Source organism: Tenacibaculum dicentrarchi, from assembly GCF_964036635.1.
In the GTDB taxonomy this organism is placed as follows: domain Bacteria; phylum Bacteroidota; class Bacteroidia; order Flavobacteriales; family Flavobacteriaceae; genus Polaribacter; species Polaribacter dicentrarchi.
The window spans coordinates 1,571,217-1,591,327 of sequence record NZ_OZ038524.1; the positions used below are offsets into that span (position 1 = coordinate 1,571,217).

Annotated in this window: 20 protein-coding genes; 7 read left to right on the plus strand and 13 right to left on the minus strand. The window is 29.9% G+C overall.

The window, feature by feature from the left end; all coding sequences use genetic code 11:
* Positions 1-39 precede the first annotated feature (39 nt).
* Genes ABNT14_RS06790 through ABNT14_RS06810 form a run of 5 tightly spaced genes read left to right on the plus strand, consistent with a single transcriptional unit; the run spans position 40 to position 4,446 of the window.
* The gene (locus ABNT14_RS06790) at positions 40-705 is read left to right on the plus strand and encodes a YggS family pyridoxal phosphate-dependent enzyme (protein ID WP_101901414.1); all 666 of its coding nucleotides are present in this window, start codon (positions 40-42) and stop codon (positions 703-705) included.
* 30 nt (positions 706-735) lie between these two features.
* The gene (locus ABNT14_RS06795; RefSeq protein ID WP_101901412.1) at positions 736-1,833 is read left to right on the plus strand and encodes an exonuclease domain-containing protein; all 1,098 of its coding nucleotides are present in this window, start codon (positions 736-738) and stop codon (positions 1,831-1,833) included.
* Positions 1,834-1,858: 25 nt separating this feature from the next.
* The gene (locus ABNT14_RS06800) at positions 1,859-2,677 is read left to right on the plus strand and encodes an ion transporter (RefSeq protein ID WP_101901411.1); all 819 of its coding nucleotides are present in this window, start codon (positions 1,859-1,861) and stop codon (positions 2,675-2,677) included.
* Between the two features lie 15 nt (positions 2,678-2,692).
* A complete protein-coding gene (gene miaA, locus ABNT14_RS06805) occupies positions 2,693-3,595 on the plus strand; it encodes a tRNA (adenosine(37)-N6)-dimethylallyltransferase MiaA (protein WP_101901409.1) in 903 nt (300 codons plus the stop codon).
* A 14-nt stretch (positions 3,596-3,609) separates the two neighbouring features.
* On the plus strand, positions 3,610-4,446 hold the full coding sequence (locus ABNT14_RS06810) for a DUF1853 family protein (RefSeq protein WP_101901407.1): 837 nt from the start codon (positions 3,610-3,612) through the stop codon (positions 4,444-4,446).
* 158 nt (positions 4,447-4,604) lie between these two features.
* Here the strand turns inward: ABNT14_RS06810 and ABNT14_RS06815 are convergent, their stop codons facing one another.
* The 10 genes from ABNT14_RS06815 to hisG all read right to left on the minus strand — a co-directional run bounded on the left by ABNT14_RS06815 (position 4,605) and on the right by hisG (position 13,952).
* On the minus strand, positions 4,605-5,522 hold the full coding sequence (locus ABNT14_RS06815) for an EamA family transporter (protein ID WP_101901405.1): 918 nt from the start codon (positions 5,520-5,522) through the stop codon (positions 4,605-4,607).
* A 232-nt stretch (positions 5,523-5,754) separates the two neighbouring features.
* Positions 5,755-6,906, minus strand: a complete 1,152-nt coding sequence (locus tag ABNT14_RS06820; protein ID WP_101901403.1) for a class I SAM-dependent methyltransferase — start codon at positions 6,904-6,906, stop codon at positions 5,755-5,757.
* A gap of 23 nt (positions 6,907-6,929) precedes the next feature.
* Complete coding sequence (gene hisIE, locus ABNT14_RS06825; protein WP_101901401.1) at positions 6,930-7,514, minus strand: bifunctional phosphoribosyl-AMP cyclohydrolase/phosphoribosyl-ATP diphosphatase HisIE; 585 nt, start codon at positions 7,512-7,514, stop codon at positions 6,930-6,932.
* The gene (gene hisF / locus ABNT14_RS06830) at positions 7,511-8,263 is read right to left on the minus strand and encodes an imidazole glycerol phosphate synthase subunit HisF (RefSeq protein WP_101901400.1); all 753 of its coding nucleotides are present in this window, start codon (positions 8,261-8,263) and stop codon (positions 7,511-7,513) included. The genes hisIE and hisF overlap by 4 nt, the downstream gene beginning before the upstream one ends.
* Positions 8,257-8,970 carry a 1-(5-phosphoribosyl)-5-[(5-phosphoribosylamino)methylideneamino]imidazole-4-carboxamide isomerase gene (gene hisA, locus ABNT14_RS06835; protein ID WP_101901398.1) on the minus strand — a complete coding sequence of 238 codons (714 nt, stop codon included), beginning with the start codon at positions 8,968-8,970 and terminating at the stop codon, positions 8,257-8,259. The genes hisF and hisA overlap by 7 nt, the downstream gene beginning before the upstream one ends.
* Positions 8,971-8,994: 24 nt before the next feature.
* The gene (gene hisH, locus ABNT14_RS06840; RefSeq protein ID WP_101901396.1) at positions 8,995-9,576 is read right to left on the minus strand and encodes an imidazole glycerol phosphate synthase subunit HisH; all 582 of its coding nucleotides are present in this window, start codon (positions 9,574-9,576) and stop codon (positions 8,995-8,997) included.
* Between the two features lie 14 nt (positions 9,577-9,590).
* Entirely contained in the window at positions 9,591-10,724 is a 1,134-nt protein-coding gene (hisB, locus tag ABNT14_RS06845) for a bifunctional histidinol-phosphatase/imidazoleglycerol-phosphate dehydratase HisB (RefSeq protein WP_101901394.1), read from the minus strand.
* 36 nt (positions 10,725-10,760) lie between these two features.
* Positions 10,761-11,789 (minus strand): histidinol-phosphate transaminase, encoded by a 1,029-nt coding sequence (gene hisC, locus ABNT14_RS06850; protein WP_200809360.1) that lies wholly within the window; start codon positions 11,787-11,789, stop codon positions 10,761-10,763.
* Positions 11,782-13,071, minus strand: coding sequence for a histidinol dehydrogenase (gene hisD / locus ABNT14_RS06855; protein WP_101901390.1), 1,290 nt, complete (start codon positions 13,069-13,071; stop codon positions 11,782-11,784). Before hisD ends, hisC begins: the two co-directional genes overlap by 8 nt.
* A 23-nt stretch (positions 13,072-13,094) precedes the next feature.
* On the minus strand, positions 13,095-13,952 hold the full coding sequence (hisG, locus tag ABNT14_RS06860) for an ATP phosphoribosyltransferase (RefSeq protein WP_214983523.1): 858 nt from the start codon (positions 13,950-13,952) through the stop codon (positions 13,095-13,097).
* 282 nt (positions 13,953-14,234) lie between these two features.
* Here hisG and ABNT14_RS06865 point away from each other — a divergent pair, with 282 nt between their 5' ends.
* The gene (locus ABNT14_RS06865; protein ID WP_101901388.1) at positions 14,235-15,446 is read left to right on the plus strand and encodes an AbiH family protein; all 1,212 of its coding nucleotides are present in this window, start codon (positions 14,235-14,237) and stop codon (positions 15,444-15,446) included.
* Between the two features lie 82 nt (positions 15,447-15,528).
* Here ABNT14_RS06865 and typA read toward each other — a convergent pair whose 3' ends face one another.
* From typA to ABNT14_RS06880, 3 genes are all read right to left on the minus strand, one after another.
* The gene (gene typA, locus ABNT14_RS06870; protein WP_101901386.1) at positions 15,529-17,301 is read right to left on the minus strand and encodes a translational GTPase TypA; all 1,773 of its coding nucleotides are present in this window, start codon (positions 17,299-17,301) and stop codon (positions 15,529-15,531) included.
* Between the two features lie 72 nt (positions 17,302-17,373).
* On the minus strand, positions 17,374-17,673 hold the full coding sequence (locus ABNT14_RS06875) for an LETM1 domain-containing protein (protein WP_101901384.1): 300 nt from the start codon (positions 17,671-17,673) through the stop codon (positions 17,374-17,376).
* 3 nt (positions 17,674-17,676) lie between these two features.
* The gene (locus tag ABNT14_RS06880; RefSeq protein ID WP_101901383.1) at positions 17,677-18,840 is read right to left on the minus strand and encodes a proline dehydrogenase family protein; all 1,164 of its coding nucleotides are present in this window, start codon (positions 18,838-18,840) and stop codon (positions 17,677-17,679) included.
* Positions 18,841-18,942: 102 nt separating this feature from the next.
* On the opposite strand from ABNT14_RS06880, the gene aroB reads away from it, so the two are divergent.
* Positions 18,943-20,001, plus strand: a complete 1,059-nt coding sequence (gene aroB, locus ABNT14_RS06885) for a 3-dehydroquinate synthase (RefSeq protein ID WP_101901381.1) — start codon at positions 18,943-18,945, stop codon at positions 19,999-20,001.
* Positions 20,002-20,111: the final 110 nt, after the last annotated feature.

Here is a 20,111-nt window from a genome sequence, read left to right on the forward strand (position 1 = left end):
ACAATAGCAAAAAACATCTTGAACTTGAAAAATAATAAAATGACAGGAATTAAAGAAAATCTTATCGAAATAAAAAAAACAATTCCAGCGAATGTAACTTTAGTTGCTGTTTCGAAAACCAAACCTATTGCCGATATTCAAGAGGCTTACAATGCTGGGCAACGAGTATTTGGTGAAAATAAAATTCAGGAAATGGTTACAAAATTTGATGCCTTGCCAAAAGACATTGAATGGCATATGATAGGGCATTTACAAAGCAATAAAGTTAAATATATGGCGCATTTTGTAAATTTAATTCATGGAGTTGATAGCTTTAAAACCTTAAAAGAAATTAATAAACAAGCTAAAAAACACCACCGTGTAATTAATTGTTTATTACAAGCTCGTATTGCCAAAGAAGAAACAAAATTTGGCTTGTCATTTTTAGATATTGATACTATTATTTCATCCGAAGAACTTTTAGAACTGCAAAATATAAAGATTGTAGGCTTTATGGGAATGGCTACTTTTACCGATAATCAAAAACAATTAGAAGATGAATTTACTTGTTTAGCTAATTTTTTCAAAAACAAACAAAAAACAACTCTTAAACCAACAATATTATCAATGGGAATGAGTGGTGATTATCAGCTAGCTATAAAAAACGGAAGTACTATGGTACGAATTGGTAGCGCTATTTTTGGCGTTCGAAATTATATTGTTTAGTTTTACACTTATCAGTTTAAAAAAAAAGATTTGTACGCAATTTTAGATATTGAAACCACAGGAGGAAAATTTAACGAAGAAGGAATTACAGAAATTGCCATTCATAAATTTGATGGGCATCAAGTTGTTGATCAATTTATCAGTTTAATAAACCCTGAACGAGAAATTCAAGAATTTGTTGTTAAATTAACAGGTATTAACAGCAATATGCTTCGTAATGCTCCTAAATTTTATGAGGTAGCAAAACGCATTCTTGAAATTACAGAAGACTGTATTATTATAGCACATAATGCGAGTTTTGATTATCGAATTTTACGCACAGAATTTGACCGACTAGGCTATGACTATCAAAGAAATACTCTTTGTACCGTAGCACTAAGTAAAAAACTAATTTCAGAAGCTCCCTCACATAGTTTAGGTAAATTATGTAAGTTTATCGGTATTCCGATGAGCGACAGACACCGAGCAAACGGCGATGCCTTGGCAACTGTTCAGTTATTTAAACTTCTATTAGAAAAAGATATTGATAAAAGTATTATTCAGCAATCTATAAAATATGCCGATAACAGACATATAAAACAACGTTATTTAAAAATTTTAGATAAATTACCCGAAAAAGAAGGGCTTTTTTATGTGCATAGTGAACAAGGTGTTATTATTTTTATAGGTAGAGGTAAAAATATAAAGAATGAAGTAAACAAACTTCTTTTAAAAGATAGTCCTAAAGGGTTAAAAATAATAAAAAGAATACACGAAATTACCTATCAAGAAACAGGAAATTTACTATTTACCCGCTTAAAATATCATTTAGAACTACTTAAATTAAAACCTAAGTATAATGTTATTCGTAAGCCAAAAATTTCTAATAAAAACTTTAATCATGATACTTTTTTAATTTTTGATAAAGGAAGAAACCCTGAAGAGCATGCTGTTGTTTTAATTGAAAATAATATCGTTTTAGGATATACCTATACTAATTTAGCCTTTCAAGAAAATAATTTATCGGTTTTAAAATCGATGATAACACCTATTGAAAATAATCAAATTGCAAAAACAATTATCAAAAATTATTTATTAAAAAATAAAGTTTCCAAAATTGTACGTTTAGTAAACGATACTGAAAATTAAAAAATTAGGTAAAAAATAAATTCACTTGAAGAAAAATAGCAAAAACTGGAAAGAAAAATTACATGAAATAATCTATGAAGCCGATACTTCAGGTGGAAAATTATTTGATATCGTTTTATTAATCGCAATACTTGCTAGTATTTTACTAGTAATGCTCGAAAGCGTCGAAAGTATTAATGCAAAACACGGAACGCTTTTAAATATTTCTGAATGGATTATTACAGGGTTATTTTCAATTGAATATATTGCTCGAATTATATCGATAAAAAAACCATCGAAATATATTTTTAGTTTCTATGGAATTATTGATTTACTGTCAACTCTACCAAAATATTTGGCAATTTTCTTTACAGGAACACACAGTTTAGTAGCTTTAAGAGCCTTGAGATTACTACGTGTTTTTAGAATTTTAAAACTCGCTCGTTTTATTGGAGAATCTAATAATTTTATGAAAGCCTTAAAAGCTAGCAGAACAAAAATTACGGTTTTTTTGTTTTTTGTATTGATTTTATGCGTTATTTTAGGAACTATTATGTACTTAATTGAAGGCGGAGAAAACGGCTTTACAAGTATTCCAAGAAGCGTTTATTGGGCAATTGTAACACTAACGACCGTTGGTTATGGCGATATTGCTCCGCACACACCTTTTGGGCAGTTTGTAGCGAGTATTATTATGATTTTAGGATACGGAATTATTGCCGTTCCCACAGGGATTGTAAGTTCTGAAATGGTAAAAGTAAACGAGCTTGATTTAAACACACAATCGTGCCCAAACTGTTCATATGAAGGGCATGATGATGATGCACTTTTTTGTAATCACTGCGGAAATAAACTACACGATTAAATTTACACAATTAAAATGAAAAACACCCTAATTACCATTGTTGGTGCTACGGCAATCGGAAAAACAGCATTAAGTATAAAACTTGCACAGCATTTTAATTGCAGTATTGTTTCTTGTGATTCTCGTCAGTTTTTTAAAGAAATGAGCATCGGAACTGCGGTTCCTTCTTCGGAAGAATTGGAAGCTGCACCACATCATTTTATTCAAAACAGAAGTATTTTTGACAACTATTCTGTCGGACAATTTGAAAAAGATGCACTCACTAAATTAGACGAATTATTTACTGAAAACCCTGTACAAATTATGGTTGGCGGTAGCGGTTTGTATGTCGATGCCGTTTTAAAAGGCTTAGATTATTTTCCTGAAGTCAATGCTAGTATCAGAGAAAAACTAACCAAAGAGCTTGAAGAAAATGGCATTGAAAAACTTCAAGAACAACTCAAAGAACTCGATATTGAAACCTATAATACCATTACTATTGATAATCCGCATCGGGTAATGCGTGCTTTAGAGGTTTGTATTGGTTCGGGCAAAACATACAGTTCTTTTAAAAACAAACCCAAAGCGCCTCGTAATTTTAAAGTTATCAAAATCGGTTTAACTGCCGATAGGCAAATTATGTACGACCGAATTAATAAACGTGTCGATATTATGTTAGAAAACGGTTTGCTTGAGGAGGCTAAAAAAATGCAACCTCATAAAAATTTAACTGCATTAAAAACTGTTGGATATCGCGAATTATTTGAATATTTTCAAGGGGATTTTACCAAAGAATTTGCCATTGAAGAAATTAAGAAAAATACCCGCCGTTTTGCAAAACGACAAGGAACTTGGTTTCGTAGAGATACCCAAATTAATTGGTTCGATTTTCAAGATGATATTCAAAAAATTATTACTTGTTTAGAAGATAAAATATAAACTATTTTTAACAGATGCATCAACAATTAAAAGACTTACAATTACAATATGAAGGCTTTTTAAAAACACCTTTTCTATGGAATGGAAAAGGTGTTTTTAATTTACAGCAATTTGAAATAAAGCCTACAAAAACAGCTTCTTTTTTAGTGGAAATTACAAAAATACCACGCTTAGGAAAATTAGTAGAACGTTTTGTTTCTTTTGAATTTCAACAAGATAAACGCCTTCAAATTATTGCCGAAAACATTCAAATTCAACAAGAAAAAATTACCCTTGGCGAATTAGATTGTTTGCTTTTAAAAGATAAAAAACCAATTCATGTAGAGATTATTTATAAGTTTTATTTGTATGATAATTCTATAAATTATGAAAAAAACCTTGAAGAAAAAAATGAATTAGAACGCTGGATTGGTCCTAATAAAAAAGATTCTTTAATTCAAAAATTAACCAAACTCAAAGAAAAACAACTGCCACTGCTCTATTCTAAACAATGTAAAAATTACTTAAAAACACTAAATTTAGAGGCTAAAAATCTGGAACAACAACTTTATTTTAAAGCACAATTATTTGTTCCTTTAAAAGATTATGGAAAAGAATTTCCTTTGATAAATAACAATTGTATTATTGGTTTTTATGTTACTTTACTTGAATTAAATCAGTTTAAAGATTATAAATTTTATATTCCAACAAAACACAATTGGTTAACACAACCTCACACAAATATTGATTGGCATACTTTTAATAATTTTATTACAAAAATAACACCCGTTTTAACAGACAAAAAATCGCCACTTTGTTGGTTGAAAAAATCAAATGGTGAATTGTTGAAGTTTTTTGTTATTTGGTGGTAACTTGTTCTTTTAATAGCAAAAATAATGTTTTGTGTAAAAAAGCCTAGCCCCGATTGAAGCTTTGTTTGAGCTCTTTTTTTGATTTTTCTTCAAAAAAAAGCGAGTGCGGAAAGCGGGAAATTGCTTCAAATAATAAACAAATAAATTACAAACAACACTTAAAAACTTCCTTTTTTAGGCAATACTTTTACTACTTTTTTTCTTGAATTTATAAAATAAACGCCCAATAATAAAACCGCAGATGCTACAATTGATTGGCTTGTTAGTTGTTCATTTAACAAGCTCCACCCTAAAAATAAGGCGATTATCGGGTTTACATACGCCGATGTTGCTACTTTTTCGGGAGAAACCGATTTTAACAAATAATTGAATGCCGTAAAAGCTACAATTCCGCCAAAAATGATTAGAAAAAACATAGCTCCTTGGGTTTTTGACGACCAATTTAATGGCGAAATCCAAGTTTCTTTAAAAACCAAACTTGCTATTGCTAACATAAAACCTGCTAATAACATCTGATATCCCGTGCTTACTAAATGTTTTTTTGGTAAATCGGCTTTTGACACAAATACGCTTCCGTAACTCCAACTAAGTACGCAGGTTAAAATCATAAAAATTCCTAAAACACTGCCTTCCGATGTGGTTATTTCTTGCTGACTGACCAATAAATACATTCCTATTAAACCTAGTAAAACACCTATTATCGATTTTTTTTGCAATCTTTTTCCGTCTATTAAACGCAGTAAAAATAGCACAAATAACGGCTGTGTCGAGGCTAATAAAGCTGCAAAACCGCTATCGACATATTTTAATGCCCATACGAAAACACCGTTTCCATACACCAAAAATAAAAACCCTGCAATTCCTGAATTTACAAGCTGATTTCTACTAATTTTTAAGGGTAATTTCATGATTTTAGCCAAAATCATAATTAAAACGCCCGCAATTGAAAAACGTATCGACGCTAAAAATAATGGTGGTATTTCGGTAACGGCAATTTTATTAAATAAATAGGTAGAACCCCAAATTATATATATTGAAAAAAAGGCGGCTATAATTAAGAGTTTTGAATTTTTCATGCTGGTGTTTTAAAACGTAAATGTACTATAATATTTTTTGATTTTTTAGGAGCTATTTCCCGCTTTCCGCACTCGCTTTTTTTTGAAGAAAAATCAAAAAAAGAGCTCAAACAATTGCTACAATCGGGGCTAAGAATTTGTGCTGATTTTAAAAATACAACCTTATTTAAAACCTAAAAAAACCACCAATAATGGTGGTTTTTTTATCTATAAAACATCAAAAATAAATACTTTACACAAGTGTTTCTAAGTAATGACTTTCAATAGCATAGGCATCTTTTAAACCTGCTATTTTAGCATCAATTTTAGTAGTATCATTCTTTTTGATTGATTTACTAGCTACTAACATTACATTTTTACGGGTATGTTCGTTGCTTATAAATTCAAAAACTTTGGTATTATAATTACTTTTTTCTAAAATTAACGCACGAATGGTATCGGTAACCATTTCAAACTGACGTTCTTTAAAAATTCCGTATTTTAATAACGGGCTTTCTTGCTCTTTTCCTTTTACTTGCTGACGGATTTGTTTATGGCAACAAGGCGCACAAATAATTAGTTCTGCTTTTGCTGATAATCCTTTGTAAATAGCATCATCAGTAGCGGTATCGCAGGCGTGTAAAGCGATTAAAATATCAATTTTATTGTTGTCGTATTCTTGAATTGGCTGTGCTACAAATGATAATTTTGTAAAGGCTGATTTTTCGGCAACATCATTACAATAATCGACTAATTCTTTACGCAATTCAATTCCTGTAACGGTTGCACTGTATTTTTTTTGATTTACCAAATAATCGTACAAAGCAAAAGTTAAATAGCCTTTACCAGAACCCATATCAACAATATTAATGTGTTTTGGTAATCGTGTAGATTTTAATAAACCTTCAATAATCTCTAAATATTTATTAATTTGACGGTATTTGTCAGCCATTTTATGAATAACCTTTCCTTGTTTATCGGTAATTCCTAAATGATGTAAATAACTCCCTGCTTCGGCTAAACGCTCTTTTGGTTTGTCGTGGGTTTCAGGTAATTTATTTTTAAAACTCGCCATATTTTCTCGGTAAGAAACTAATTTTCTTTTAGAGATAAATATCAATAAATCTTTAGTTAGGGTAAACAAGGTTGCCGCTCTAAAGTTATCCATTAATAGAATTTCTATTTCGGTAATAGCTTCAGAAATTGTATAGTTCTGAACTTTATCATTGGTATTATAATGATAGGTAAATTGGAACATTTCTGCGCCTTTTATCTTTACCAATCGAACATATACGTTTGGTAATCCATCACTTTTTTTGATAGGTTTGCTTAAAGTTAATTTTACAAAATTATTATTTAAAACGCTTTCGTTTAAGGTATCTCTTAGTTGTTGAAATTCATTCATTTTGCAAAAATACTATAAATCATTTAATTTCTATCTCTTAAAATAGCCTCAATATCAGTTATTGTAAAACCTTTTGCTTTTAAAAGAATTACAATATGATAAAATAAATCGGCAGCTTCATTTTTAAATAAATTGGCATCATTATCTTTGGCTTCAATAACTAATTCTACAGCCTCTTCACCAACTTTTTGAGCAACTTTATTAATTCCTCTTTTAAATAATTTATTGGTATATGATGTTGGGTGATTAGTATCAATTCTATCAGAAATAATGCGTTCTAATTCATATAAAAAACCTTTTGGAGTTTCATCTGCAAAACAAGAAGTTGTTCCTTTATGGCAAGTTGCTCCTGCGGGGATTGCTTTTATTAAAATAGTATCGTTATCACAATCGATTTGAATATCTTTAACTGATAAAAAATTACCAGACTCCTCTCCTTTTGTCCACAACCTATTTTTACTTCTACTAAAAAAAGTTACTTTATTAGTTTCTTTTGTTTTTAAGAACGCTTCTTCATTCATATACCCTAACATTAATACTTGTAATGTGGTATTATTCTGAATTATAACAGGAACAAGCCCGTCTCCTTTTGTAAAATCTATATTCATCGTACTGGTATATTTTGTTCTTTTAAATATTGTTTAAGTTGTGGTACAGGAATTTCTGCAAAATGAAAAATACTGGCTGCTAAACCTGCACTTGCTTCTGTTTTAGTAAATACGTCTTTAAAATGTACTTCTTTACCTGCTCCTCCTGATGCTATAACAGGAATATTAATAGCACTACTTACCGAGTTAGTTATATCAATTGAAAAACCTGCTTTAGTTCCATCACTATTCATTGATGTTAATAAAATTTCACCAGCTCCTAATTTTTCTACTTCTTTAGCCCAAGCAACTGTCTCTAATTCCGTTTCGTTAGTACCTCCTTTAGTAAATACTTTCCATCTATCATTTACATATTTAGTATCAATAGCAACTACTACAAACTGACTTCCAAATCTGTTTTTTAAATCTGTAATTAACTGCGGATTTTTTACTGCTGATGAATTAATACTCACCTTATCTGCTCCTGCTTGAATTAACTTTGATGCATCTTCAACAGTACTAATTCCACCTCCAACTGTAAATGGTATGTTTATTTCTTGTGCTATTTGCTCAACTAAATCAACTAATGTTTTTCTGTTTTCTAAAGTCGCTGTAATATCTAAAAAAACTAATTCATCAGCACCATCTTTTACATATTGTTTTGCTAATTCTATTGGGTCACCAGCGTCTTTAATATCGACAAAATTAACACCTTTTACAGTTCTTCCGTTTTTAATATCTAAACAAGGTATTATTCTTTTTTTTAACATAACTTCTGTAATTCTTTTAAAGTTACATACCCTTCATAAATTGCTTTTCCTAAAATAGTACCTTCACAACCTATTTCTTTCAACTGAATTAAATCGTCAATACTAGCAACACCTCCACTAGCAATTAAATTCACATCGCTTTTACTTAAAATTTCTTTATACAAATCAACTGATGCTCCTTGTAACATTCCATCTTTAGCAACATCGGTACAAATAGTATTTCTCACACCTATTTGTTCGTATTGTTTTATAAAGTCAACAACATCAACTTCTGATGTTTCTAACCATCCGTGAGTTGCTATTTTTCTGTTGATACAATCGGCACCTAAAATAATTTTATCACCTCCATATTTGTTTATCCATCCTGTAAAAACCTCCCGATTTTTAACAGCAATACTACCTCCTGTAATTTGATTTGCTCCGTTATCAAAAGCAATACGTAAATCTTCATCAGATTTTAAACCACCTCCAAAATCTATTTTTAAATTAGTTTTAGAAGCTATTTGTTCTAAAATTTTATAATTTACAATGTGTTGTGATTTTGCTCCGTCTAAATCAACTAAATGTAAATATTCTATTCCATTATCTTCAAACTCCTTTGCTACTTCAATAGGGTTTTCGTTATATACTTTTTTGGTTGCGTAATCTCCTTTTGTTAAGCGAACGCATTTTCCTTCAATAATATCTATGGCTGGTATAATTCTCATCTTTCTTATTTTTATTTTGAAGCCTTATAATTCTAAAAAATTTTTCAATAATTTTTCACCCACACTTGCTGATTTTTCTGGGTGAAATTGCATTGCATAAAAATTATCTTTTTGCATTATTGAACTAAATGGTTGTATGTAATTACAGGTTGCTATGGTGTTTTCACAAACCTCAGCATAAAAACCGTGTACATAATACACATCATCAGTAATAGCTAAATTTTCTATTATTTTTGATGATTTTATTTCTGAAAAACTATTCCATCCTATGTGCGGAACTTTTTCTAAAGGCGGAAACTTTTTTGTAACTGTATTAAAAATACCTAAACATTTTGTATTTCCTTCTTCAGATGACATTCCCATTAATTGTAAACCCAAGCAAATTCCTAAAACAGGTTGTTTTAAAGATACTAAAAGCTCATCTAATTTACGTTCTTTTAAATATGCCATTGCCGAACTAGCTTCACCAACACCTGGAAAAATTACTTTATCAGCCTTTAAAATTTCCGAAGGATTATCAGTTATAATACTATCATACCCTAAACGAGTAATCGCATTTTGAACCGAACGTATATTACCCGCATTGTATTTTATAATTGCAATCATATTTTAATTATGAATTATAGCATTCCTTTTGTTGATGGTAAAATCATTTTACTACTGTCTCTTTTTACAGCTACTTTTATTGCTTTGGCAAATGTTTTAAAAATAGCTTCTATTTTATGATGTTCATTATCACCTTCAGCTTTTATATTTAAATTACATTTTGCACCGTCAGTAAACGATTTAAAAAAGTGAAAAAACATTTCTGTTGGCATTTTACCAATCATTTCTCTTTTAAAATCTGCTTCCCAAACTAACCAATTTCTACCTCCAAAATCAATAGCTACTTGTGCTAAACAATCATCCATTGGCAAACAAAATCCGTAACGTTCTATTCCTAATTTGTTACCTAAAGCAGTATTAAAAACTTCACCTAACGCAATTGCAGTATCTTCAATTGTGTGATGTTCATCAACTTCCAAATCTCCTTTTACTTGAATATCTAAATCCATTTGCCCATGACGTGCAATTTGGTCTAGCATGTGGTCAAAAAAATCAATTCCTGTACTAATGTTACTTTTACCAGTTCCATCAAGATTTAATTTGATGTCAATTTTCGTTTCATTGGTATTTCTAACAATTTCAGCCGTTCTTTCTTCTAACTTTAAAAACTCATAAATAGCATTCCAATCGCTACTTTCTAAGGCGATAAAATCATCTAATTCACTTCTTTTAACGGTAATTTCATCAGTACCTAAAAAAGTTTCATCATTTATATAAATCCCTTTTGCTCCTAAATTTTTAGCGAGTTCAACATCTGTTAAACGGTCACCAATTACGAAAGAATTTGCTAAATCATATTCTTCGGAAAAAAACTTAGTTAGCAAACCTGTATTCGGTTTTCTTGTTGGCTGATTATCTTTAGCAAAAGTTCTATCAATAATTTCTTCTGAAAAAACAATTCCTTCTTCTTTTAAAGTTCGCATCACAAAGTTATGTACTGGCCAAAAAGTATTTTCAGGATATACTGCTGTTCCTAATCCATCTTGATTTGTAACTAAAACTAATTCGAAATCTAATTCTTTAGCTATTTTACTTAATCCTTGAAAGACCTTCGGATAAAACTCTAATTTTTCGAATGAATCTGTTTGTTCGTCTGCTGGTTCTTTAATTAAAGTTCCATCTCTATCTATAAATAATACTTTTTTCATCTTATTATTTTTAAATCAATAACTATAAGTTATTTTTTATGTTAGTGATTTTAATGCTGTAATTAATCTTTTATTTTCGTCTGTACTTCCTACCGTAATTCGTAAACAGTTATTTACTAATGTATTTCTGTTTCTTGTAATTATTTTTTCGGCTACTAATTTAGTGTAAATTAAATTTGCATTTTTCACTTCGATTAATATAAAATTAGCTTCTGTAGGATATATTTTTTTTACTAATTCAAGGTTATTTAAATCATTAATCAATTTTTCTTTTTCATTGATAATGATATTTTTATTTTCCTCAAATTGAGCTAAATTATCTAAAGAAGCTATTACTGCTTCTTGATTTAAAGTACTTACATTGTAAGGAGGTTTCACCTTGTTATATAAATCGACAACCTCAGAATTTGCGTATGCTACACCTACTCTTACACCTGCCAATCCCCAAGCTTTACTAAAGGTTTGACTTACAATTAAATTTGGATATTTTTCTAATTTAGTACTATAAGAAGCTCTTGAACTAAAATCAATATAAGCTTCATCAATAATTACTACTCCGTTAAAATTCTCCAATATATATTCAATAGTTTCGTCTTCAAAACAATTTCCTGTAGGATTGTTTGGCGAACAAATAAATATAATTTTCACTTCCTCCATATCTAAATATGGTTGTAACTGATTTAAACTTATTTGAAAATCATTTACCAAAGGTTGCTTAATTAATTCAATATCGTTGATACTTGCCGAAACATCGTACATTCCATAAGTAGGCGAAAAAGTTAACGCTTTATCTTTTGATGGTTCACAGAAAATTCTGAATGCTAAATCAATTACTTCATCACTTCCGTTTCCGACAAAAATTTGATTTTCAGCAACTTTTTTAATTACTGATAATCGTTCTTTGATTTTTGTTTGCTTTGGGTCTGGATATCTGTTTAATGTTCCAAAAGGGTTTTCATTCGCATCTAAATATACTTCTGCTTCACCTTTAAATTCATCTCTTGCTGATGAATATGCCTTTAATTTTTGAATATTTGGGCGAACTATTTTATCTAAATTAAACATTTTCAATATCTTTTAATCTTAAGGTAACAGCATTTTTGTGAGCTTGTAAACCTTCGGCTTCTGCCATTAATTCTATTGCTTTTCCAATAGTTGCTATTCCTTGCTTTGTTACTTCTTGAAAAGTAATTTTTTTGATAAAACTATCTAAAGAAACACCGCTATAATTTTTAGCATATCCGTTTGTTGGTAACGTGTGATTTGTTCCACTTGCGTAATCACCTGTACTTTCACAGCTATAATTCCCTAAAAACACCGAACCTGCATTACTAATTTTATCAATATATATTGATGCATTTTCAGACGCAATAATTAAATGTTCTGGTGCATATACATTACTAAAATCAATCATTTCATCCGAAGAATTTAAAACAACTACAAAACTGTTTTCTAATGCTTTTTCGGCGGTTTCTCTTCTAGGTAATTCTTTCACTTGCTTCGCTACTTCGGCAAGTACATTTTCTGAAACCTCTAATGAAGTTGTTACTAAAACTGCTTGACTATCTGCTCCGTGTTCGGCTTGTGATAATAAATCAGCAGCTACAAATCCAGCGTTTGATGTTTCATCAGCAATAACCAAAACTTCACTTGGTCCTGCTGGCATATCAATAGAAAGTCCTTCTTGCTGAACTAATTCTTTTGCTTTTGTTACATACTGATTTCCTGGACCTAATATTTTATACACACTAGGAATAGTTTCTGTACCGTACGCCATTGCCGCAATAGCCTGAGCTCCACCAACTTTAAAAATTTTGGTAACGCCAACTAATGCCGCCGTATATAAAATTGCAGGGTGTACTTTTCCTTCTTTATTAGGAGGTGTACACAATACTATTTCTTTACAACCTGCTATTTTTGCAGGAGTTGCTAACATTAAAATAGTTGAAAATAAAGGTGCAGATCCTCCTGGAATATACAAACCAACTTTTTCGATAGCAACACTTTTACGCCAACAAGTAACACCTGCAGTAGTAACTACTTTTTTCTCTTCCTCTTTTTGAGAATTATGAAAAACTTCAATGTTACTTTTTGCTAATTGAATTGCTTCTTTTAACTCCGAACTAACTAATTTTTCAGCTTCTTCAATTTCTTTATCAGTAACTTCAAAAGAAGTTAAAGAAACTTTATCAAATAATTCGGCATATTTTGTTAATGCTTTATTTTTATTGATTTTGACATCATTTAAAACATTTTGAACCGTTTCTTGTAAATTATTTTGATTTAAAGTTGCTCTTTTACAAAGCTGTTTCCAATCTTTTACTGCTGGATATTTTATAATTTTCATGTTATTTCTTCTTAAAACACTGATTAAACAACCATTTTTTCAATAGGACATACTAAAATACCTTCAGCTCCATTCTTTTTAAGCTCATCTATAACATCCCAAAATTCATCTTTATCTAAAACTGAGTGTACAGAACTCCAGCCTTTTTCTGATAAAGGCAATACCGTTGGGCTTCTCATTCCTGGTAAAATATTGATGATTTTTTCTAGTTTATCATTAGGAGCGTTTAATAAAATATATTTTGAGCGTCTTCCTTTTAAAACCGATTGAACTCTAAATTGAAGTTTATCTAAAATTTCTTGCTGTGATGCTTCTAATTTTGGAGAAACAGCTAAAACAGCTTCCGATTTTAAGATAACCTCAACCTCTTTTAGGTTATTTTTAAATAAAGTAGATCCGCTTGATACAATATCGCAAATACCGTCAGCCAAGCCGATATTTGGAGCAATTTCAACAGAACCATTAATAATATGTAATTGAGAAGTAATATTTTTTGATTTCAGAAAATTTTTAACTGTATTCGGATACGATGTTGCAATTCTTTTATCTTGAAAATAAGACAATCCTGTATATTCTTCTGATTTTGGAATTGCTAACGAAACTTTACATTTAGAAAAACCTAATTTTTCAATAAACTCTATATCGCCTCCTTTTTCGATTAATAAATTTTCGCCGATAATAGCAATATCAATAACGCCATCTTTTAAATACTGCGGAATATCGCCATTTCGAAGATAAAAAACTTCTAAAGGAAAGTTACTTGCCGATGCTTTTAATTGGTCTTTCCCATTATCAATAGAAATTCCACAATTTTTTAAAAGATTTAACGAATCTTCATTTAGTCTTCCTGATTTCTGAATTGCAATTCTTAATTTACTCATTTTGATTATTAATTAGTTTGAGTAAATAACGTGTAGAAAATTTCTTTTATAGAAATAAAAAAACCGTTTGATTTACTCAAACGGGTTTAAAATATGTTTTGTTTTTAGTCAATACATCTTCAGTTCGCTTGAGTGCAAATATGATGATGATGATGTAATTGATTAAAATTCATGTTCTTATTTTGATACTACAAATATTTGTCTTTTTTTTTTATCTCACAAGTAAAAATTAAAATTAAACAAAATATTAGTAATTGTTAATTATATTTACTTGAAAAACTTATGAAAGAAAAGAGTAAAAATTTAATTGTAATTATCGGTAATGGCTTTGATTTAGCCCACGGATTAAAAACAAGTTATAATCATTTTGCCAATTATTATTTAAATGAGATTATATTGACCAAAATATTTGATTTCGAAAATAACAAACAGTTTTTAAATAAAGAACTTCTTATTTACCTTAATCAAAATATAATGACATTCAGTGATTTATCAACTGAATCAACAGACGACAAATTTTTAAATGATGTTTCATACTTTATTCAACAAAATAAAACAGATAAAGTTTCTCCTTTTTTAAATTCTAATAATGAATATGTTAAGCTTTTAATTTCTAATAAATTACTTGGTAAATTATATTCAAATTCCTTTGAAAACTGGTTTGATATAGAACAAGCATATTACGAAGAATTAAAAGATATTTATAATTCACCAAAAGAAAATCATAATGACGAATTAAAAATACTTAATAATAATTTACAAGAAATAAAAGAAGCCTTAAAAAAATATTTAAACGATAAAATAGAGCCAACACATAATGGTTCTGTAAATAATTCTTTTGAAAGTCATTTTATCGATAGAGAAAATGTCTCTTTCATTAATTTTAATTATACGAACACAATTAATTGTTATCGTCATTCAGTAAATCTCAATTTAAATAAAAACATACATATTCACAATAGTTTATCCGAAGATATTATTTTTGGTTACGGAGATGATACAGATGAAATGTATCAAAAAATGAAAGCTAGTAAAAATAATAGCTTTTTAAAATATTTTAAAACTTTTGATTATTTAAAAAGCAAAAATTACAGAAAAGTTCTTAATCAATTAGCTACTTTCGATAAATATGATGTTTTAGTAATCGGTCATTCATTAGGAGGAACAGATAAAACTATTTTAAAAACCATTTTAGATGATGATTCTTGTGAAAATATTGAATTATTAAAACGTTCTGATTTTGATACAGATGAAAGATATAAAGAATTAAATTTACCAGAAAAAGAACAACTAAAAGCAGACAATTTATTTGAATTATACGCAAATCTTGCTAGAATATTTGATTCAGAAGCTTCTTTAAGAAAAAAAGTTATTCCTTTTGAATGGTCTATTAATTTTCCTGTAATGGCTAATTATGATTATACTAAGATTCGTGAAAGAGAGAAAGAATTATTTATAGAAAAATCAACATTAATTGACCCTGAGGTTTATTAAAAATAAATCATATAAAACAACAAAAACCACCTAAAAAAGGTGGTTTTTTTATATGAAAATTTTAAAATATAATTTCTTAAAATTATGCTTTAAAGTTAATTTTACGCATACGTAAATTTTCTGGAGTAACTTCTAAATACTCATCAGCTTTAATGTATTCCATACATTCTTCTAAAGAGAAATCAATTTTTGGAGCAATTTTCATAGCATCATCTGTACCAGATTTACGCATATTTGTTAATTGCTTTCCTTTAATTAAGTTTACAGCCATTTCGTCAGATTTACTGTTTTCACCAATTACCTGTCCAACATAAATTTCTTGATTTACATCAATAAAAAACTTACCTCTATCTTGTAAACGATTTAATGCATAAGCAGTGGCTTTACCAGTTGCCGCAGAAACAATTGCTCCTTTTACTTCTTCAGTAAAGTCTCCTTTATAAGGACCATATTCACTAAATCGGTGGTTGATAATTGCCTGACCTGCTGTTGCAGTTAAAATTCTATTTCTTAAACCTATTAATCCTCTTGAAGGAATCGTAAATTCTAAGTGTTGTAAATCTCCTTTAGGCTCCATAATCATTAAGTCTCCTTTACGTAAAGAAACTAAGTTTACAGCTTTAGAAGCAACATCTTCTGGTACATCAATAGACAATGTTTCCATTGGTTCATGCTTTTTACCATCAATTTCTTTTATAATTACCTGAGGTCTTCCCACTTGTAATTCATAACCTTCACGACGCATTGTTTCAATTAATACAGATAAGTGTAATACTCCACGACCGTACACATTAAATTTATCTTCAGAATCGGTAGTTTCAACTTTTAAAGCTAAGTTTTTTTCTAATTCTTTAAATAAACGATCTCTTAAGTGACGAGATGTTACAAATTTACCTTCTTTACCAAAAAATGGTGAGTTGTTAATTGTAAATAACATACTCATGGTAGGTTGGTCAATTTCAGTTCTTGGTAATGCTTCAGGATTTTCTAAATCAGCAATTGTATCACCAATTTCAAATCCGTCAATACCTGTAATTGCACAAATATCACCACAAGGAACTTTATCAACTTGAACTTTACCCATTCCCTCGAATACATGTAATTCTTTAATTCTTACCTTTTTAGTAGAACCATCGGCTTTACACAACATGTAATCTTTACCTGCTTCTAAATCACCTCTAAAAACACGTCCAATAGCAATTCTTCCTGTAAAAGAAGAAAAATCTAAAGAAGTAATTTGCATTTGTGGCGTTCCTTCATTATATTTTGTTGGAGGAATAGAATCGATTACTGCATCTAATAAAGGTACAATATTATCAGTTTCATTTTTCCAATCAGTACTCATCCAGTTGTTCTTTGCCGAACCGTAGATAGTTGTAAAATCTAATTGCTCTTCAGTAGCTTCTAAGGCGAACATTAAGTCAAAAACTTTTTCATGAACGATGTCAGGAGTACAGTTTTCTTTATCAACTTTATTTACAACTACAATAGGAGTTAATCCTAATTCTAAGGCTTTTCCTAATACAAAACGAGTTTGTGGCATCGGTCCTTCAAATGCATCCACTAATAATAAAACACCATCAGCCATTTTTAATACACGCTCTACTTCACCTCCGAAATCGGCGTGACCAGGGGTATCAATTACATTGATTTTTGTGTTCTTATAGTTTACAGATACGTTTTTAGAAAGAATTGTAATTCCTCTTTCACGCTCTAAGTCGTTATTATCTAACAATAAGTCGGTACGTTCTTTACGTTCGTCTAATACTTTTGCTTGATCTATAATTTTATCAACTAAGGTTGTCTTACCGTGGTCAACGTGGGCTATAATAGCGATATTTCTAATTGGTTGCATTCTTGGTCTTTTTATTAAAGTTGCAAAACTAGTGTTTTATATATAAATATACTGTAAATAGTAGATGAATTATTATTCTTTGTCTAAATCTTCCTCATCTTCTCTAAAAGCACTAGGTAATATATCAGGAATTAATTTAATTAATAACGGAAGTAATAAAGCACCACCAGGCAACATAAATACTGTAAAAGTGGGTACTGCTTTACAAATATCTAGCATTTGTTCTTTTACCTTATGTTTTTCAGTTTTAGATAATTTAGCTGTAAGAGACTTTTTAATTAAAAAAACTAATTCTTTACTTTCCTTTAGTTCTTTAACTAAACGTTTTTTATTAACCTTTATACCTTGCTTTATTTCTTCAACTGTATTCATTTTTTACAGTTTACGTCTTTTTCTTTCTATTTTTATCAAATTAAGCTCTCTTGATGTTTGCCCTGCTACCGAAGTATTTTCTTCGGCTCTACGTATTAAATAAGGCATTACATCACGTACAGGACCAAAAGGAACATATTTTGCTACATTATAACCTTCTTTAGCTAAGTTAAAACTAATATGATCGCTCATCCCATACAACTGACCAAACCACATGCGCTTATCCGTTGCATTTATACTATATTCTTTTGCCAAATTCATCAATAAATAAGAACTCTCTTCATTATGAGTTCCTGCAAAAATAGCCATATTTTTGTGCTCCATCATAAAACGAACAGCTTCGTTATAATTTTCATCTGTAGCTTCTTTATCTTTACATATTGGCGATTCATAGCCTTTTTCCTCAGCTCTTTCACGTTCTTTTTCCATATAAGCACCACGTACAACTTTCATACCTATATGATACCCTTTTTGATGGGCTCTTTGATGTAAACCACGTAAATAATCCATACGATCATGGCGATACATTTGTAGTGTATTAAAAACAATTGCCTTGTCTTTATTATACGTTTCCATTAATTCTTCAATTAAATCATCGGCGGCATCTTGCATCCAACTTTCTTCTGCATCAATTAATAAAGGAACGTCTTTTTTTACTGCAGCTTTACAAACTGTATGAAAACGAGCAACAACAGTTTCCCATTCGGCTTTTTCTTTAGCAGTATGCACTTGGTTTTCTGTTAACTTTTGATATAAAGCAAAACGCCCGAATCCTGTTGGTTTAAAAACAGCATACGGAATTGATTTTTTTTCTTCAGCAAAATCAATCGTTTTTAAGGTCATTTTTAAAGCGTTGTCAAACTGCGCTTCATCTTCTTTTCCTTCAACAGAATAATCTAAAATACTGTGTACATTTCCTTGTTCGTGCATTTTTTCTATGTTAGGCAAGCAATCATCTTCTGTTACTCCACCACAAAAGTGGTCAAAAACAGTTGAACGAATTAAGCCTTCAACAGGTAAATGTGCCTTTAAGGCAAAATTAGTGACTGCAGTACCAATACGAACCATTGGCTGATTTTGTATCATTTTAAATAAAAAATATGCGCGTTCTAACTCTGAGTCAGACTTTAATTTAAAAGCAGTTGCGGTGTTGTTAAAAAGTGTCATTATAGGAAGTACTGTTATTTTGTTTCAAAGACAAATATAAATCTACTCTATGATATATTTTAATTTTTTCTATTTATTTTTGCTTTAAATTTTTAAACCAAAATGACTTCTATTCAAGCAGTAACTTACCCTATTGATTTTAACGAAAAAGGATACAAATCCTTAGCCAATTTAATTCATAAAAAACAGTACTCTACTATTTTTATATTAGTAGATGATAATACGATTACGCATTGTTATCCTCGTTTTATCGAATTACTAGAAACTGATAAAAAAATTGAAGTCATTCAAATTGATGCTGGTGAAATTCATAAAAACCTAGAAACCTGTACTGGTGTTTGGAGTGCTATGACCGAATTAGGTGCCGACAGAAAAAGTGTTTTAATTACTTTGGGGGGGGGCGTTATTACCGATTTAGGCGGTTTTGTTGCCTCAACATTTAAACGAGGTATTGATTTTGTAAATATTCCTACCACTTTATTAAGCATGGTAGATGCTTCGGTTGGCGGAAAAACAGGTGTTGATTTAGGTGTTTTAAAAAATCAAATTGGTTTGTTTGCCAATCCTCAAATGGTGCTTTTAGACCCTGAATATTTACAAACACTTTCGCCTAGAGAAATTAGGTCAGGAACTGCCGAAATTATTAAATACGGAATGACACATGATATTCATTTATACAATGAAATTAAAAGCAATCCGAAATTAAATATTATTGATTTAATTCATCGTTCTATTGAAATTAAAAACGAAGTTGTTCTAGAAGACCCAAAAGAACACAGCGTTCGTAAAGCCTTAAATTGGGGACATACAATTGGACACGGAATTGAATCTTATTTTTTAGAAAACACACATAAAAATACTTTAACACATGGCGAAGCAATTGCCATCGGTATGGTTTGCGAAGCCTATATTTCTGCTAAAGTTTTAGGTTTTCCTTCGGATAAAGTAGCGGATGTTAAAAAAACAATTCTTACTATTTACGGGAAAACAGCTATTTTAGAAGACGATTGTGCACCTATTTTAGAATTAATGAAACACGACAAGAAAAATATTGATGGAGAAATTAACTTTGTCCTTTTAAACGATTTTGGTGATTTTAAAATTAATTGTACCGTTACAAATCAATTAATTACCGAAAGTTTACAGTATTATAATTCATAAAAAACACCTAATTATTCTCATTATATTTAGGTGTATTTATAGAAAAAGGGGGTTAAAAGCCCTTTTTTTTTCTAGTAAATTTTAAAAATGAGCACATTTTACGGCTCATT

Bases quoted from the DNA above. Each gene is read 5' to 3' on its own strand.
- hisH (WP_101901396.1), bottom strand. From the start codon at position 9,576: ATGATTGCAATTATAAAATACAATGCGGGTAATATACGTTCGGTTCAA.
- ABNT14_RS06820 (WP_101901403.1), bottom strand. From the start codon at position 6,906: ATGAATGAATTTCAACAACTAAGAGATACCTTAAACGAAAGCGTTTTA.
- typA (WP_101901386.1), bottom strand. From the start codon at position 17,301: ATGCAACCAATTAGAAATATCGCTATTATAGCCCACGTTGACCACGGT.
- hisF (WP_101901400.1), bottom strand. From the start codon at position 8,263: ATGTTAAAAAAAAGAATAATACCTTGTTTAGATATTAAAAACGGAAGA.
- ABNT14_RS06810 (WP_101901407.1), top strand. From the start codon at position 3,610: ATGCATCAACAATTAAAAGACTTACAATTACAATATGAAGGCTTTTTA.
- ABNT14_RS06790 (WP_101901414.1), top strand. From the start codon at position 40: ATGACAGGAATTAAAGAAAATCTTATCGAAATAAAAAAAACAATTCCA.
- ABNT14_RS06880 (WP_101901383.1), bottom strand. From the start codon at position 18,840: ATGACACTTTTTAACAACACCGCAACTGCTTTTAAATTAAAGTCTGAC.
- hisG (WP_214983523.1), bottom strand. From the start codon at position 13,952: ATGAGTAAATTAAGAATTGCAATTCAGAAATCAGGAAGACTAAATGAA.
- hisB (WP_101901394.1), bottom strand. From the start codon at position 10,724: ATGAAAAAAGTATTATTTATAGATAGAGATGGAACTTTAATTAAAGAA.
- ABNT14_RS06865 (WP_101901388.1), top strand. From the start codon at position 14,235: ATGAAAGAAAAGAGTAAAAATTTAATTGTAATTATCGGTAATGGCTTT.
- miaA (WP_101901409.1), top strand. From the start codon at position 2,693: ATGAAAAACACCCTAATTACCATTGTTGGTGCTACGGCAATCGGAAAA.
- hisA (WP_101901398.1), bottom strand. From the start codon at position 8,970: ATGAGAATTATACCAGCCATAGATATTATTGAAGGAAAATGCGTTCGC.
- ABNT14_RS06875 (WP_101901384.1), bottom strand. From the start codon at position 17,673: ATGAATACAGTTGAAGAAATAAAGCAAGGTATAAAGGTTAATAAAAAA.
- ABNT14_RS06815 (WP_101901405.1), bottom strand. From the start codon at position 5,522: ATGAAAAATTCAAAACTCTTAATTATAGCCGCCTTTTTTTCAATATAT.
- hisD (WP_101901390.1), bottom strand. From the start codon at position 13,071: ATGAAAATTATAAAATATCCAGCAGTAAAAGATTGGAAACAGCTTTGT.
- hisC (WP_200809360.1), bottom strand. From the start codon at position 11,789: ATGTTTAATTTAGATAAAATAGTTCGCCCAAATATTCAAAAATTAAAG.
- hisIE (WP_101901401.1), bottom strand. From the start codon at position 7,514: ATGAATATAGATTTTACAAAAGGAGACGGGCTTGTTCCTGTTATAATT.
- aroB (WP_101901381.1), top strand. From the start codon at position 18,943: ATGACTTCTATTCAAGCAGTAACTTACCCTATTGATTTTAACGAAAAA.